The sequence below is a fragment of the Cryomorphaceae bacterium 1068 genome, from assembly GCA_027214385.1.
In the GTDB taxonomy this organism is placed as follows: Bacteria; Bacteroidota; Bacteroidia; order Flavobacteriales_D; family Cryomorphaceae; genus JAKVAV01.
The window spans coordinates 119,155-133,645 of the sequence record JAPVXR010000013.1; the positions used below are offsets into that span (position 1 = coordinate 119,155).

A 14,491-nucleotide genomic window follows, 5' to 3' on the forward strand; every position below is an offset into this window, starting at 1 on the left:
TAATTCTTTCTAGTTTTGAGGAATGAGTCCAAGAAGAGTGAATAAGCATGTGTGGTTATTTCTGATTCTTTTGTCGAGCATCAAAGTTTATGCCCAAGAAGTAGAATCTCTAAAGCCACTGTATACAGATAGGCCCGGACAGAGTATCAACCCATATACAGTAGGTGATAAAGCGCTGCAAATTCAAGGCGGATATGGTTTTTTTCGGGAGAAATCGTCTTTAGCAGACATAGACCTTCACAACGTTGATGTGAATACCAAATTTGGAATTACTGACCGGTTCGAATTTTCGGTTTTGTTTCAAGCTTCCTCACTACTGGTAGATCGGAAGAGCTTCCTGTTTCCGTCCGATGTCGAAGAAGATCCTGAAAATGGGCTATCCACCTTCTCTTTTGCCGTGCGCGGAACGATAATGAAAGGTGAAGGGTTGAAGCCCGCCATTGGCTTGGAAGCAACTTACTTAGCCACCGGAACGCCGGGCGAGGAATTAGATAATTCCAACGGACGCTTCATTCTTACCCTTCAAAACCAACTTTTGGAAAGACTCTCTTTTACGGGAAATGTAGTCTACTATACCAATGATCGAACGGAGTTCACGGCAAATCTAGGTTTTGCCCTTACCGAGGAACTCGGTGTGTTTGCCGAGTATTGGCCTATTTTTGAAGCTCGCTTCGACGGTGAATCAGGTTTAAGGTTTCTCGATGCGTACATGAATACAGGTGTATTTTGGCAATTGGGAGATAACTTTATGGTAGATATGGCAGGTGGTTTTCGTGCATTTGCCCCTGAATATATTGATGACAGCGCAGAGTCTTTTTACTTTCAAGTAGGACTTACGAAGCGCTTTTGGCTTTAAGCCTTGAAATCTGAAGGTTCTAAGTTTTCGGCTGAAGCCGCTTTTCAACGATACCCATTCCCCAATCGGCTATCAATGCCAGTAGAGCTGCCGGTATAGCTCCTTGAAGGATAATTGAATTGTCGTTCAGATTGATTCCCGTTATAATCGATTCGCCCAATCCACCGGCACCAATAAAGGCGGCCAGCGTTGCTGTTCCGATATTGATGGTAAGTGCTGTTCTGATTCCCGCCATGATGAAAGAAGCCGCGAGAGGCAACCGGACCATTTTCAAAATTTGCCACCTGGTCATTCCCAATGCTTTTCCCGCTTCGATGAGAATCGGGTCGGTGTTTTGAAGCCCCGCATACGTATTTCGAACAATCGGTAGCAAAGCGTACAGAAACAATGCGATAATGGCAGGTGTAAATCCGATACCGAAAAGCGGAATCATAAAGCCCAATAAGGCAAGGCTTGGTATCGTTTGTATAATTCCCGTACCGGCCAGTATGGTATTGGCCATTTTTGGTTTGTACGAAATGGTTATACCCAGTGGCACGGCAATGAGGATGGCAATGAGTGTGGCCAAAAGTGTGAGCTGCAAATGCTCAATAGTCTGAGAGATGACGGGGTGGCGAGGGGATGGACGAGAGCCTTCAGACACCAGCTTCATCTCCCATAGGAAGTCATAAGCTACTTCTTCAAGCGGCTTTTTTTCGACATCTACGAGGTAGTTCAGTTCCCGCATTTTTTTCTCGCTGATAGTAATTCGATTCAGCACATCCATCATTTCGGGATGGCTTTCAACCGCAGCAGTCCTCATCAAGGGTAAGGCCAAGTATTCGGGAAAGAAATGACCGTCATCTTCCAAGTATTTAAACCCAAACTCTTGCAGTTTCCCATCGGTACTGTAAGCGTCCGTGATGTCGATCTGCCCTTCGGCCAAAGCCCGATAGGCCAAGCCGTGGTCCATCCCTTTTGGCTCAGGTAGGTTCAGTTGGTAATACTCATTCAATGCAGGAAATCCGTCGCCTCGTTTGACGAATTCGTTTGAGAAGCCCAAGCACAAATCGGTTTGACTTTTGAGATCCGAGATCTTTGTGAGTTCCGTATTCTCTCGGGCGACTATAATGTAGGAGTTGCTGAAGCCAAAAGACTTGCCTGACGTGATGCCCAGAGCATTCAGATCATCTTCGAAATCATCTCCGGAATCTTTTAGAATAGCCTCAGTTATCGTACCCGTATATTCCGGGTAAAGATCTATTTCGCCTGTTTTTAATGCTTCGAATGCGATAAGAGAACCGCCAAGGCCGAATTTTCGCTCAACGGTTAGGTCGGTCTGACTCTCGATGGCTTGGGCCATGATCTCACCCAGCAATCGAGATTCCGAGAAGTTTTTAGATCCGATACCTACTTCTTGAGCTCCAATGGATCCATAGATGAAGAAGAGCAGAAAGAATAGGCCTCTATGCATTGGTGCGGTCGATAAAGCGTTCTACAAAAGCATCAGCAGGGCGGGCTTGGATTTCTTGGGGAGTGCCCTTTTGAACCACTCTTCCTTCATTTAGAATGACGATGGTATCTCCTAATTTAAACGCCTCCTGAATATCGTGCGTGACGAAAACCGCTGTCTTGTGAAGCGTTTGCTTCAATCTCAACACTTCATCCTGCAAGTCTGAACGTGTAATGGGGTCGAGCGCACTGAATGGTTCGTCAAACAAGATCAAGTCAGGATCTGCCGCCAGGGCGCGGGCTATGGCCACCCGCTGTTGTTGACCTCCGCTGAGTTGAGAGGGGTAGCGGTCCATCAAATCGTTTGAATTCAACGCCATTAACTGCAATAGTTCCGCGGTTCTGGCAGCGCATTTGTCTTCTTTCCAGCCGAGTAGCTTTGGCACTACCTCCATATTCTGCTTTACGGTGTAATGTGGGAAGAGTGCGGCTTGTTGAAGCACAAATCCTATGTGCCTTCTTAATTGCACACCATCTGCAGAGGCTACATCACTGCCTAGCACCTCTATTTTTCCTGAGTCAGGTTTTAGGAGCCCATTGATTAATTTCAGTATAGTTGATTTCCCGCTGCCCGATGGGCCGATTAAGCATAGGGTTTCCCCTTCTTTTGCCTCGAAGGTAATATCGGTAAGAACTTCATTGCCCGAAAAGGACTTGGATATGTGGCGGAGGGAGATGATGTGGTAAAGATAAAAGGAGGGGGGAGAAGTTTGGATGAATTGAGAGGATTTAGAAGGATTGCAAATTCAATAGGGCTGCCCGATCGAAGGAACGAGCTTTAAGGTGGATGAATTTTTGGAGGTGTGTTGGGAGCTGCGGGTAAGGGAAGCCTTTCGTCCAAGTATGTTCAGTGAAGTGTGTTTGATCTATTAACCTCACAATTATCTGTGTGACTTCTTTAATTGAGTCATATCTATTAATTTGCTCACTTTAACGAGACCGCAGGATTGTAAAAACAATAGAGTAGATGACTGACTTAGAATTAATTCAAGAAATAGAAAGAAAGTACAATCTATCATTTTATTATGAAGATTATCAGGAATTTGACTTTAAAACGGTTTATCATGGATCCAGTTATAGTAAGATTTATGATAGCACCTTATCATTAGCCAGATACCGGAAATATACAGATCACTTCCAGAATAAGATTGGCGATGGCACAATCAACAAATTAGGTTGGGAGAACATCAACAACATGAAATTTAGTCAACTTTATGACTTCTCTGAGTTGGAATCTGGACTCAAGAAATTTAAAATTAGTTCCTTTTTAGGGCAAATACCTTTTTATTCAAAGAATGATTCTGGTGAGGTGCTAGAACTGGTAATAAGGTTCCAAAAATTTGACCAAATCCCATCTGAGATTTTCAGACTTAAAAAACTCAAATATTTATGTCTAAGAGAATGTTGCCTAACATCTGTAAGTGAAGAAATTTGCAACCTTACAAATATTAGAAATTTAGACATTAGTAATAACCCACTTGCTAGTCTAAGTTATTTAAGAAAAGGGCTGCCCAATCTAGAAATTTTTTGCGCTGAATCTATTGATTTGAATGAACTTAACGTAGATGATATAAATCTGTGTTCCCAGTTAAACTCTCTCTTTCTGCAGGATAATCCTATTGAAATAATTCCTTCCAGAGTTTTTGATCACAAAAGTTTGTGGAAGGGCTGGGACAAAATGAACGAAATTATTCTTGAAAAGAATAAAGTTGTGAAATCTCAGAAATATGAAGAGGCAGCGCGCTTGAGAGATAAAGAACGTGAGCTCCAATCAAAGCATGGATTCGGCCTGGTAATAGATAAGGACAATCTAATAATGCCTCCAGAAATTCAATGGAATAAGAAATTAAAGGATTTAAAGCTCTTTATTCGAAAATTTGAGGGCGATAGTGTACCAATAAACGAAGTCAAACTAAATGTGATAGGTGAGGGCGCTTCTGGAAAGACATCGCTAGTAAAAAGATTATTTGAGGAAGATTTTGATGCCAATGAACCACAGACTCACGGAATTCGAATCAGTAAACTGAATATTGTGCAAGCTAAGGATGAGGTTAGTGTAAATATTTGGGACTTTGGAGGCCAAGACATTATGCACGCAACTCACCAATTTTTTCTTTCAAAAAGAAGTTTGTACATAATTGTTTTGGACTCAAGAAAAGACGAAAGTGTCGAATACTGGCTTAATCATATATTGAGTTTCGGTGGAGATAGTCCAGTTCTCGTAGTAATAAATAAAATTGACGAAAATCCTGGATATGATTTGAATCGTAAGTTTTTAAAAGAAAAGTATCCGAACATTCTCGATTTTTTTCGAGTTAGTTGCTCGGATGGAGAAGGCATTAGTGAGTTAAAGAATGGAATTATAAGGGGCCTAGAAAATGTAGAACATTTAAAAATGCCTTGGACCAAGAAATGGCTTGAGACCAAATCTCACTTAGAGCTAAAAGATGGAAATTACTTAGAATTCACGGAATATATCGATTTATGTAAGCAAAATGGGATTCGCCAAAATGAGGCTCGTGTTTTATTGGAGTATTTACATGATCTTGGTTCGGTTGTGTTTTTTACCGATATAGGACTAAAAACTACAAGTGTTATCAATCCAGAATGGATAACTAATGGCGTATACGCCATTATCAATCATCCATTGTTAGCTGAGAATAATGGTGAACTCGAGCTTTCATTATTAGATAATATCTTGGACAAAGAAGTTTACCCCTCTGAAAAGCATAACTATATTATTGCTTTGATGGTGAAGTTTGAATTATGTTACAAAGTATCTGAGAGAAAAATATTGATCCCCGACTTGTTACCCGTCGAGCAACCAGATGATCTGCCAGAGGAGGAATTAGTAATCGAATTAACTTACAGGTTTATTCCAAAATCAATAATTGCGAATATTATCGTTAGATTTAAGAACGATATCTACGAGAATCAGGCATGGCGAACAGGTGTTGTTTTATTTAGTGAACGCCTGAATACGCGCATTTCCGTAATATTAGATTATCGAGAAAGACTTATTCGAGTGACCGCCGAGGGGACAAATAAACGTGATTATCTTTCAATTGTGCGTTATCAATTGCATGAAATAAATGGTTCATTTTTAAACTTAGGCTGGAAAGAAAAGTTGGTTTTACCAGATAATAATGAAGTATCTATAAGTCTTGCTCATTTACATACTCTAGAAAGTGCTGGTGAAAAATGGGTTTTTCCTGAAAACGCTCAAAAGCGCTACGATATTCGCACACTTCTAGGATCAGTGGGACAACCAAAAGAAGAGGTTTTAGAAGAGATAGTTCAAATGTTGTCAGAACTTAAAGTTGAAATACGGAATATAAAGGATCTTGAAAAGCAAATGCATCATGTATTAGAACTAAAACCAAATTTTTTTGGAATCGGAGTTAATTTAAATGAAATTTTGGATAGGTTTAATTCTGCGTTTGACAAAAAGTGATAAGACTAAACAATTCTCTTCGCTACTGAATATCTTAAGCCCTCTGTTTCTTATATTAGTATTACGGGATGGCAAATTATGCTGGGCACATGATTAAAATTCGCCTATTTCTTCAATTGTGGTTTGAGCAAAAGGTCTTTTGTCAATTTGCATTTCCGCTGGGTTGTGAACCCAGCGGAACGAGTATTCAATTACTACCGATCAACAGAAATTAATCTCATGGTATTAAGGTAATTTTCAATCTCACTATCATATTTATTTACGCGTTTCCACTGCACCATTCCACCTTTAGGTTTACCAAGATGAGAAAAACCGAATGTCCCTCCCATTTTAGGTGCTTTACGGAAATCTTTAGTTTTTACACGTGCTACTGTTTTTAGATTTAAAAACCTATTAACAAAATAAGCGGGAAACGCATAGTTTATTCCACCAGGGCCTTCTACACTCTCGTACGAAATAAAGGCCTTTAACTGTGAAATGTCGTAGAGAAGATCATGAGAAAGAACAGAGGAGAAAATATGTTTTTTCGGAGAAGCAAAAATTGAAATTAATTTTCTCCAAACTTTTCTAAAGACCTCATAATCTTTCTCTGTATGCAATTCGAACATTTTTCTCATATTCTTCTGGATTAGATCCCAGTATGGCTGCGTCGTTAGAAAAGGTATCATAAAATACTCAACATTGTTCTCCATTTTCCATTCGGAAAGAAATACATATTCGGAGCACATGTGCTTATTCCAAGTGAAATATTCGTTGAAGGCAGTTGTGAAATGTGCAGAAGTGTATAATACAGGATGTTGTGGAATGTTACATCGGTTTGTCTGGACCAAGTATTTAGGAGGATGAGAAAAACTTTGGACTAAAGAAGGGTTCAAATTAGGATATTGACTAACTCTCCAAAAAGATTGTTTTTGAAATTTGGAGCCACCACTTATGGGAATATATAATCTTGGGTTTGGAATATCTTGAAATAGCTTCTTACGCAATTCGTACGAATATCTAATTGGGTCGAGCTGCAATCGAACTTGATGTAGTGTGATATTGAAATCTACATCACCGACAATGGAATTGATAGAATCAACTTGATTAATGTCGAAGGATGACAGAAATGTGGGCCCAGATGGAGCTTGTTCAATTATCATTTTCTTTTCTCTGATAAGTTAACTATTGTCGGTCCAACAGAACGTCCATGTCTTTTAAGTATATTGGAAATCGAAGGAACAAGTTCTCTTCTGTAATCTTCAAACTCTTGTCTTGACTTCCATGGTTGGTATGCAGGTTTTCGAAAAAGTCTGAACTTCCTGGTAGAAGAAGACCTCCAGTCTAGTCCTGTCGGCTGCGCAATAGCGCAAACGCACATCCCGAACAGAGAATCGTTAGAAGAGGAGACCAAAGAGCCACCAATCCTAGCAACTGTTGAATCTTTAACACTATTGCTCAGCATTCTCCAGAATTCGCTTCCGAAATAATCCTTGTTTTGCTCTCTTACAAGCAAGTGAAGTAAATAGGTTTCGTCAAAACCAAGATTGACTGTATTAAATGCTTGCTGCGTTCCTGAATGACCGCTTTTTCTAATTTCTTCTTTATTAGATATACGAACCCTCTTTGCCTGAAATGCGATTATTCTACTCAAATTTGGAATAGAACAGTTCGGCAGATATTCGCCAACTATAACATCAATATCTCCTCCTTTTTTATTTACATGGTTCCACTCCTTAACAAGCATCTCTCTTGGTACTTCCAGCAATATGAAGCAATTGTAATAATTCAACTTTAACATTTCGAAAATCTGTAGTGCCATATCTGGCTTACTAAATAGATTTTTCACAATCTCAGCTTCGTTAATTTCAATAATTGAATCCTTTGTTTCATTTCCAAAGGCAGGGCTTCCAACTTGTATTTTTAATGGTTTGTTTGTAGGATTAGTGATAGTATAGGAGGCCTCCAACTCATTGAAAATAAATGGTTCTTTTTCTATCATTAACTCCTACGCTTAGAATTTATATTAGAAGGTAATAAAACTTCAATCCGTTAAGCTGGTTACCTTAGAATTTAATTAACAAAAGAACTCGCACCCCAGAATTTGCCTTTGGAGTTTCTGCTCCTTCGGCACCTGCTAAGAGACTTGAGCAACATATTTTTTCCTATTTCAATATATGTAAACATCGTTTTAACAACTCCGGATTGTCGATTACAATGAAATTTAATTTCCTTCTAGTTCTAGTCATGATTTGAAAAAGCATTTTTGTTGGATGATAATAAGGTCGAGATTCGTATTTCTTGGTGGATAATTTACCATCAGAATCATAACAGAAATAGGAATCCACTACAGCTATTACTTTATCAAATTCTTGCCCTATGACATTGTGGGCATTAATTTCGTTCGCTATACTGAACTGCATGTATGGATGATCGTGTTTATTTGATGGTGTGAAATTAATGACTTTCCAATCATCGCGTTGAAGCGAAATGATGTGATTTTTAGCACTTTTATAATTCTTGAAATAATTAAGTTTTACATTGGGTTTTTGGACCGAATCAATCTGTCTTGTTCTATCAAGAATGCACTTAATGAATGAAGCGATCTCCTTATTCGTTCGTATTTTTTCGGTTAAGTGAAAATATAATGGCTCCGCTCTTAATTTTATGTGCTCTTCAATATTATTATTTATCTCTCCTCGTTGGAGAGTTTGTTGTTTATCATAGGAAAAAATACAATTCAATTTGTGGTCTTTTACCTGTCGTATTATGCTAAACAGTTGGTTAGGGTAAATTCGTTGCACCTCATCAATAACGATTAAGGAATATTGAGATAGTTCTTTGTCATTAATGTTTTTGGCTGGGATTAATTCCCAGTCATATTCATCTCTTAATTTAAATTGACCATTATTTAGTAACCCACAATGCACCACTAGAGTTCTCTTGTCTGATGACATGTGTTCTTTTGCAATATCATAAGTTAGAAGTGTTTTACCAGTTCCAGCATTTCCTGAAATGGAAATAAAGGAAAAATTTGGATTGTTAATAACCTCTAAGCACTCGGCTTTAATTTCTTCTTGATGGTTAGTTAAGAAGTAATTTCCAGCAACAAATTCGTTGGTTGAATTAAATGGCGATACAAGATAGTTAGAGGGGTTAAAGACTGAGTCAATATTTTCAATTGATTTGAATGATTGATTGATCAAAACATTTCTCAAATCCTGACTTGACTCGTTTAAAAGATCATTGTTATTATCTAATCTGAATAGAGTATTTGTATCTGACAAGAATGTAAAGCAAATAATTTTGGTACCTAAAAAACTCAAATAGTACTTGTTTTGAATTAGCTGTTTTTTAATTTTTTCCGTTGAACTATTTCGTTTGATTTCTACATTGATTATGTAGTTTTCACCAAATCTTAAGAGATCAAATTCTTTACTGATTTGGGGTATTTTATAGCCAAGGAAAAAGTTGTTGTATTCGTAAAAGAACTTTGCATTCTCGTTGAGGAAAGCAGAAAATTTGTAGAAATCTTGCAATTCATCAGTTTTTATCGTTACATCAAAAAAATCCAAATATTCCTTTAAGAGATTAAGTTCGATATGTCTATATGCATGAGATATTGATATGATATTTACTTCTTTCACTAGTTTCTAATTAATTTACCTGCTCCTCAAGGTTTACCTTCAGTGAGATCGTTCCTTCGTCGCTAAGTTGCAACCCTGCGGTATTCCACTTCCAAAACATCCCAACTAATATCCCACTCTCTCCAATCAGCTTTGGGCATTTTCAAAAATAAGAAAAACCGCTTTGGATGGAAGCTGGTATAGATAAGAGTTGAAAAGTGGTGGAGGGATGTTGGTGCTTTAATTCACCTAACCATTTTTCACATTCTCCTCACCAACCCTCTCCGCTCTTTCCAAGCAGCCAAGGCCGTTTCGTCGCCCGATCAAATAGAGCGTACCGAAGAGCTTTAAACTCAATCGAACTTTTTCGCATCAAACAACCCAAACCTCCATTCAAAATCCCAAAAAGTGAATGCGGAAAAGTAATTCTTGTATGGAAAAACCTAATTCTTGGTTAGAAGCATTCAAATCTTGAATTCAAAAAAGGGATTCTTGAATTCAAGAAAGCAACGATTGAATTGAAGAAAGTGAAAACTGAATTGAGGAAAGTGAATCTCTACCTAAGTCAAGCAAAACTTAAGCTAGGAAAAGCAAATTTTAAGCTAAGAAAAGTAAATCTCAAGCTAGGAAAAGCAAATCTCAAGCTAAGAAAAGCAAATTTCAAGCTAAGGAAAGCAAAACTCAAGCTAAGAAAAGTAAATCCCTACATAAGGAAAGCAAATCCCAACATAAGTCAAGAGGATCCTTACCTAAGGAAAGTAAATCCTTAGCTAGGAAAAGCAAATCCTTAGCCAAGGAAAGTAGATTTCTACACGAAGAAAGTGAATTCTTGGTTCAAGTACTCATACTGTCACTAGCGTTTCAGATTACAAATCGGGGTGAATCAATGATGCATATTGTTGATGCCCACACACGGTTCGCAACGGGGAAACAGAAAAGTAAAATAGATGATGAAGCGGTGCCTCTGAATATCCTCTCCGTATTCTAAGGTAAAACCAAATCAAAACTTCTAATTTAAGATTTAATGTCAGAATGTTGAGTGATATAAGTCGCATTAGATTTGATTTCAGTGGTTTACCTTCGATAGACAACTATCAACTAATCTACCTAATTACATGTTCTACACAAAAAACCTTTTTTTAATTCTAAGCCTGTTATTCTCAACCATGCTTTTGAATGGACAGAATGTTATCTATGTTTCTCAAACCGCGGCAGGAACGAATACCGGGGATAGCTGGACCAATGCCTATACCGATCTCCAAAGTGCTCTTGGCGTAGCCGCGAATGGCGATCAAATTTGGGTGGCTCAGGGAATCTACGTACCGGGAACTCTACCCGAAGAAACATTTACCCTTACCGATGGGGTAGAATTATACGGGGGATTTCTGGGAACGGAAAGCCTATTGGATCAGCGAAATCCGGAAGAAAACCCAACGATCCTTTCGGGAGATGTAAATCAAGACGACGTATACGGCGCAGTGGTCTGGTATTCCGGGTGGAACGTGACTACTCCAAACAGTCATCACATTATGAGTGGCGTAGGTCTCAGCCGGTCCACGGTAATTGATGGATTCACGTTTGAAGCAGGCTATGTAGCTATAGGCGGTGGCTCAAGTTACCTCTCCAATTCAGGTGGTGGCTTGTTCCTTCAAAATTCAAGTCCAACCGTTCGGAACTGTGTCTTCAGAAGAAACCTTGCTTCGAGTGGTCGGGGTGGGGCCATTTATACCAGTGGGGGGCATCCCTTAATATCTGACTGTACTTTTGATGAGAACTATGCTTACTTAGGCAGAGGGGCAGGTATTGCAATCCATGACGCAGGGAACCTGACGGTTATTTCCAGCTCTTTTACCGATAACTTTATGAAGGGTGCAGATATCGGACAAGCTTTGGGTGGAGCCATCTACAGCGATATTCAAGCCGGCACTGTTCGAGTTATGGATTGTTCGTTTACCAACAATACCGCTACCACCGTTTACGTAACCGGGCAAAATCCGAATTATGGTGGAGCCATTTATTCTGCGGGTGATAGCTTGCAAGTGTACAACTCTATTTTTACAGGAAATGAATCGCATATCGGTGGCGCCATAGCGGTATTTTCAAATTTACTCTTGGTCAACACGGTTATGAATGACAATGTCGCCTTTGCATTGGATGGTACCTTTTTCAGCTTTGGTGACAGAGGCGGCGCCATCTACTTCGGAGGATCTGCGGCCGATGGATCCATAATTGCCAATAGTACCATCATCAATAACAGTGCAGGAGAGGGAGCAGGAATCAATAATGCCATCGATATTCCATTCTTACTTCACAATTCAATCGTTTATGGCAATGTGGCCACAGGTGAGGATGTTTGGATTTTGAAAGCTCAAATCGGAGGTGACTTCGACTCTTTTTACAGCTGTGTGGAAGGGGTGCTTCAGACAGAGCCCGGAGAGGATCCACCCAATCCCGCAAACTTTCCGGGGTGTATTGATACCGACCCCATGATTGACATGGCAAGTTCTCAGTTAGTACTGATGGACAATTCACCCTGTATAGATGCGGGTAAAAACTCATTTTACAGTTCGCTTTGGCCCGATGAGGGATTTGATCGCACGAACCGTTTTATCGACAATCCTGATGTGGTTGATACCGGCGATGGGCTAGCTCCAATCATTGATATGGGAGCTTCTGAAAATGCAGCCTCAGGTGCTTGCGACCCGAATAATATTGCTCCGGCCACGGGTTTGAATGTGAGTTTTTCGGGCAATCAGTTTACCCTTTCGTGGACAGCCCTTCCGGGGACAGGCCCATGCCAAATCCAAGCGGGAACGTCAGCGGCAAATGCGCAATCAATTGTCGTGCAAGGTGATTCCCCATCGTCCAAAACGTTCCCTTCGAGCTTTCTCACTGCGGGGCAAACCTATGGCTGGCGGGTGAGATGCGCCTGCTCTTCGTCTCCGACCACGGCAGGACCATGGTCAGCCATCAATAACTTTTCATTGCCGGCAGGAATCGCATCACCCGAATCCTCTGATCCGTTTGGTGCTGAACAATTCCGCGTTTTCCCAAATCCAGGTCATGAATTGTACACGGTTCAGGTGGAAAATCATCGAGCCTCTCAAATCGTCGTGAGAAATGTCTTGGGACAAGTCGTGTGGCAAACCAAACTATCATTAGAAAGCGCTACCTACAATCTACAACTGGACGGCCCAAGCGGACTCTATTTCTTTCAACTCATCGGTAACGATGGTCAGCCGATAGCAACCACGAAAGTGATGAAGCGCTAAAAGCAATTCTAAAATATCGTCCAATTCAAATGCAAATAGCCATTCAGCCTTGAGTGGCTATTTGCTTACCCGCTACGCAGGGTATGCAACCCTGCGTCACTGAATCAGTACCTAAAGCAAATACGGCTCAAACCTTTCATCATTCTCCTCACTATACTTCTCCGCTCTTTCCAAACAGTGGATCGGGTTAAAGGTGTTCGCTTCAGCTCGAAAAATCATAGCTTTGGAAGAGTAAATGAAAACGGAGTGATATCAACTGATAGAAAAGTCGACCAGGGCTATGAAGGGTAGGCCGAAGAGTTGTAACTTAGCGACGAAGGAGCGATCTCACGCAGCGAAGCAAATAAACCCTGTGGAGCAGATACCCTGTAGTGCTTGATCTTGTTGTTTTGAAAGCCCGTCACACTCTCCGAAAATTGCGGTATTTCTGTTGGTCGCACTTCCCACCTGGCTGAAGAGTCCAACCGCAAAAGGATCAGGATTAATCGGATCAAAAAAACCGACACTTGCAGTTACAGCAATTGAGCTAGGTACATTTTGCAGTACGGTAAATCGATTTCCACCCAAGCTAGAAGTGGTATTTATGGATATTCTGGCATCGGGTTTTATCCGCATCCGCTCCAAGTTACTCGTGCCGAAAATGATATTCTCTCCGGGGGTGTCGTGCCTTATTTCCAAGGTGGAATTTACGGTGTTGTCCCAGCCGAGGAAATCGAAACCTGGAGTTATTGGAATATTGCCAGATCCTGCACTAGACACTTGACATAAACCATTTTGAGAATGAGTGAGAAGCGTTATTATAAATATCGCAAGAATATACTTACGATATTTCGCATTAAATTTTAATGAACTTTGCATTGTATATAGATTTAGGGGTTACGTAATGGATATAATAAATGCCATAGGGTAAGGTTGAAATATCAATAATTATTCGAGGAGAATCTATACTATTTTCAATTGTCCTCATTAACTGTCCGTCACTAGTATAGATATAAATCTTGGAGTCTTTTTTATAGCTAGGATTTGTGATAATTATTTGGTCGGAAGTGGGGTTAGGATAAACATTTATGTTGTAGTATTTTTCAGTAGAAAATCCATTAACGGAATTGTGAATGACCGAAATATTATCTACCACATAATATCCTGCACTATTACCAGATTCCAGCGTATCTATGTTTTCATCTGCATAAAAATTTCCAAGATGAAAATAAGAGTACGTTGAATCTGCAGTAAATTCAGATACGACATGTGTCCAAGTATTTGAAGAAGTAATGACAGTATCGATAAAAAAATGACTGAAATTTGTGGGAAACTCAGAGGTGTAGTAGAAAGGATGTGTAGAAAAAGTGTATCCAAAATGACTGGTGAATATTGAATTAACTTCGTTAAAAACATCAGAAATATAAAACTCAATAGTATAAGTTTCTCCGAGTATTAAAGGTTCTATTAGTTCAACACCTATTATTTCTCTGTATTCAGGAATGTTTGATAAGAATGTTGCGACTCCGGTATAGGCTTCTCCTTCGAGCAGAGTTTGGTTCCCAAAACCAATATTCGGTGGTGTGAGAGTCTCAAATTCTGAGCATGTATGAAACCAATCCGGTGTAGGATCTTCTTCGTCACCATCACTAATAAGACTGCCATACCAATTCGCACATTCTTCCGTAACATTCCCGACAAAACTAGGACATGTGATACCCTCCTCAAACCCACCATTGGGAATCAGGTTTTGAGCAGATGTAATGGCTATTACCATGACCATACTAAAAACCAAAATCCACTGTTTAAACCTTAACGAATCTTTCATTATAGC

At 39.8% G+C, this 14,491-nt stretch carries 11 protein-coding genes; 4 read left to right on the forward strand and 7 right to left on the reverse strand.

Annotated features, from left to right (window positions below):
* Nucleotides 1-22: 22 nt before the first annotated feature.
* On the forward strand, nucleotides 23-856 hold the full coding sequence (locus O3Q51_14835) for a transporter (protein MCZ4410096.1): 834 nt from the start codon (nucleotides 23-25) through the stop codon (nucleotides 854-856).
* Nucleotides 857-875: 19 nt separating this feature from the next.
* Here O3Q51_14835 and O3Q51_14840 read toward each other — a convergent pair whose 3' ends face one another.
* Together O3Q51_14840 and O3Q51_14845 are read right to left on the reverse strand one after the other, a co-directional pair.
* Nucleotides 876-2,309 (reverse strand): ABC transporter permease subunit, encoded by a 1,434-nt coding sequence (locus O3Q51_14840; GenBank protein MCZ4410097.1) that lies wholly within the window; start codon nucleotides 2,307-2,309, stop codon nucleotides 876-878.
* Nucleotides 2,302-2,970, reverse strand: a complete 669-nt coding sequence (locus O3Q51_14845) for an ATP-binding cassette domain-containing protein (protein MCZ4410098.1) — start codon at nucleotides 2,968-2,970, stop codon at nucleotides 2,302-2,304. Before O3Q51_14845 ends, O3Q51_14840 begins: the two co-directional genes overlap by 8 nt.
* A 344-nt stretch (nucleotides 2,971-3,314) precedes the next feature.
* Here O3Q51_14845 and O3Q51_14850 point away from each other — a divergent pair, with 344 nt between their 5' ends.
* Nucleotides 3,315-5,801: an ADP-ribosylation factor-like protein gene (locus O3Q51_14850; GenBank protein ID MCZ4410099.1), complete on the forward strand. Its 2,487-nt coding sequence runs from the start codon at nucleotides 3,315-3,317 to the stop codon at nucleotides 5,799-5,801.
* 194 nt (nucleotides 5,802-5,995) lie between these two features.
* On the opposite strand, the gene O3Q51_14855 is transcribed toward O3Q51_14850, so the two are convergent.
* The 3 genes from O3Q51_14855 to O3Q51_14865 form a co-directional block, all read right to left on the reverse strand.
* Nucleotides 5,996-6,943, reverse strand: a complete 948-nt coding sequence (locus O3Q51_14855; GenBank protein ID MCZ4410100.1) for an RES domain-containing protein — start codon at nucleotides 6,941-6,943, stop codon at nucleotides 5,996-5,998.
* A complete protein-coding gene (locus tag O3Q51_14860) occupies nucleotides 6,940-7,782 on the reverse strand; it encodes a hypothetical protein (protein MCZ4410101.1) in 843 nt (280 codons plus the stop codon). The genes O3Q51_14855 and O3Q51_14860 overlap by 4 nt, the downstream gene beginning before the upstream one ends.
* Before the next feature lie 163 nt (nucleotides 7,783-7,945).
* Nucleotides 7,946-9,427 carry a DUF2075 domain-containing protein gene (locus tag O3Q51_14865; GenBank protein ID MCZ4410102.1) on the reverse strand — a complete coding sequence of 494 codons (1,482 nt, stop codon included), beginning with the start codon at nucleotides 9,425-9,427 and terminating at the stop codon, nucleotides 7,946-7,948.
* A gap of 506 nt (nucleotides 9,428-9,933) precedes the next feature.
* On the opposite strand from O3Q51_14865, the gene O3Q51_14870 reads away from it, so the two are divergent.
* Together O3Q51_14870 and O3Q51_14875 are read left to right on the forward strand one after the other, a co-directional pair.
* Nucleotides 9,934-10,176 (forward strand): hypothetical protein, encoded by a 243-nt coding sequence (locus O3Q51_14870; protein ID MCZ4410103.1) that lies wholly within the window; start codon nucleotides 9,934-9,936, stop codon nucleotides 10,174-10,176.
* Nucleotides 10,177-10,521: 345 nt separating this feature from the next.
* Entirely contained in the window at nucleotides 10,522-12,678 is a 2,157-nt protein-coding gene (locus O3Q51_14875) for a T9SS type A sorting domain-containing protein (protein MCZ4410104.1), read from the forward strand.
* Between the two features lie 327 nt (nucleotides 12,679-13,005).
* On the opposite strand, the gene O3Q51_14880 is transcribed toward O3Q51_14875, so the two are convergent.
* Together O3Q51_14880 and O3Q51_14885 are read right to left on the reverse strand one after the other, a co-directional pair.
* Complete coding sequence (locus O3Q51_14880; protein MCZ4410105.1) at nucleotides 13,006-13,437, reverse strand: hypothetical protein; 432 nt, start codon at nucleotides 13,435-13,437, stop codon at nucleotides 13,006-13,008.
* A 76-nt stretch (nucleotides 13,438-13,513) separates the two neighbouring features.
* The coding region (locus O3Q51_14885) for a T9SS type A sorting domain-containing protein (protein ID MCZ4410106.1) at nucleotides 13,514-14,491 on the reverse strand (978 nt) is incomplete at its 5' end.

What these genes read in the sequence shown, in the direction of transcription:
- O3Q51_14835 (MCZ4410096.1), top strand. Translation starts at nt 23, where the DNA reads ATGAGTCCAAGAAGAGTGAATAAGCATGTGTGGTTATTTCTGATTCTT.
- O3Q51_14840 (MCZ4410097.1), bottom strand. Translation starts at nt 2,309, where the DNA reads ATGCATAGAGGCCTATTCTTTCTGCTCTTCTTCATCTATGGATCCATT.
- O3Q51_14850 (MCZ4410099.1), top strand. Translation starts at nt 3,315, where the DNA reads ATGACTGACTTAGAATTAATTCAAGAAATAGAAAGAAAGTACAATCTA.
- O3Q51_14855 (MCZ4410100.1), bottom strand. Translation starts at nt 6,943, where the DNA reads ATGATAATTGAACAAGCTCCATCTGGGCCCACATTTCTGTCATCCTTC.
- O3Q51_14860 (MCZ4410101.1), bottom strand. Translation starts at nt 7,782, where the DNA reads ATGATAGAAAAAGAACCATTTATTTTCAATGAGTTGGAGGCCTCCTAT.
- O3Q51_14875 (MCZ4410104.1), top strand. Translation starts at nt 10,522, where the DNA reads ATGTTCTACACAAAAAACCTTTTTTTAATTCTAAGCCTGTTATTCTCA.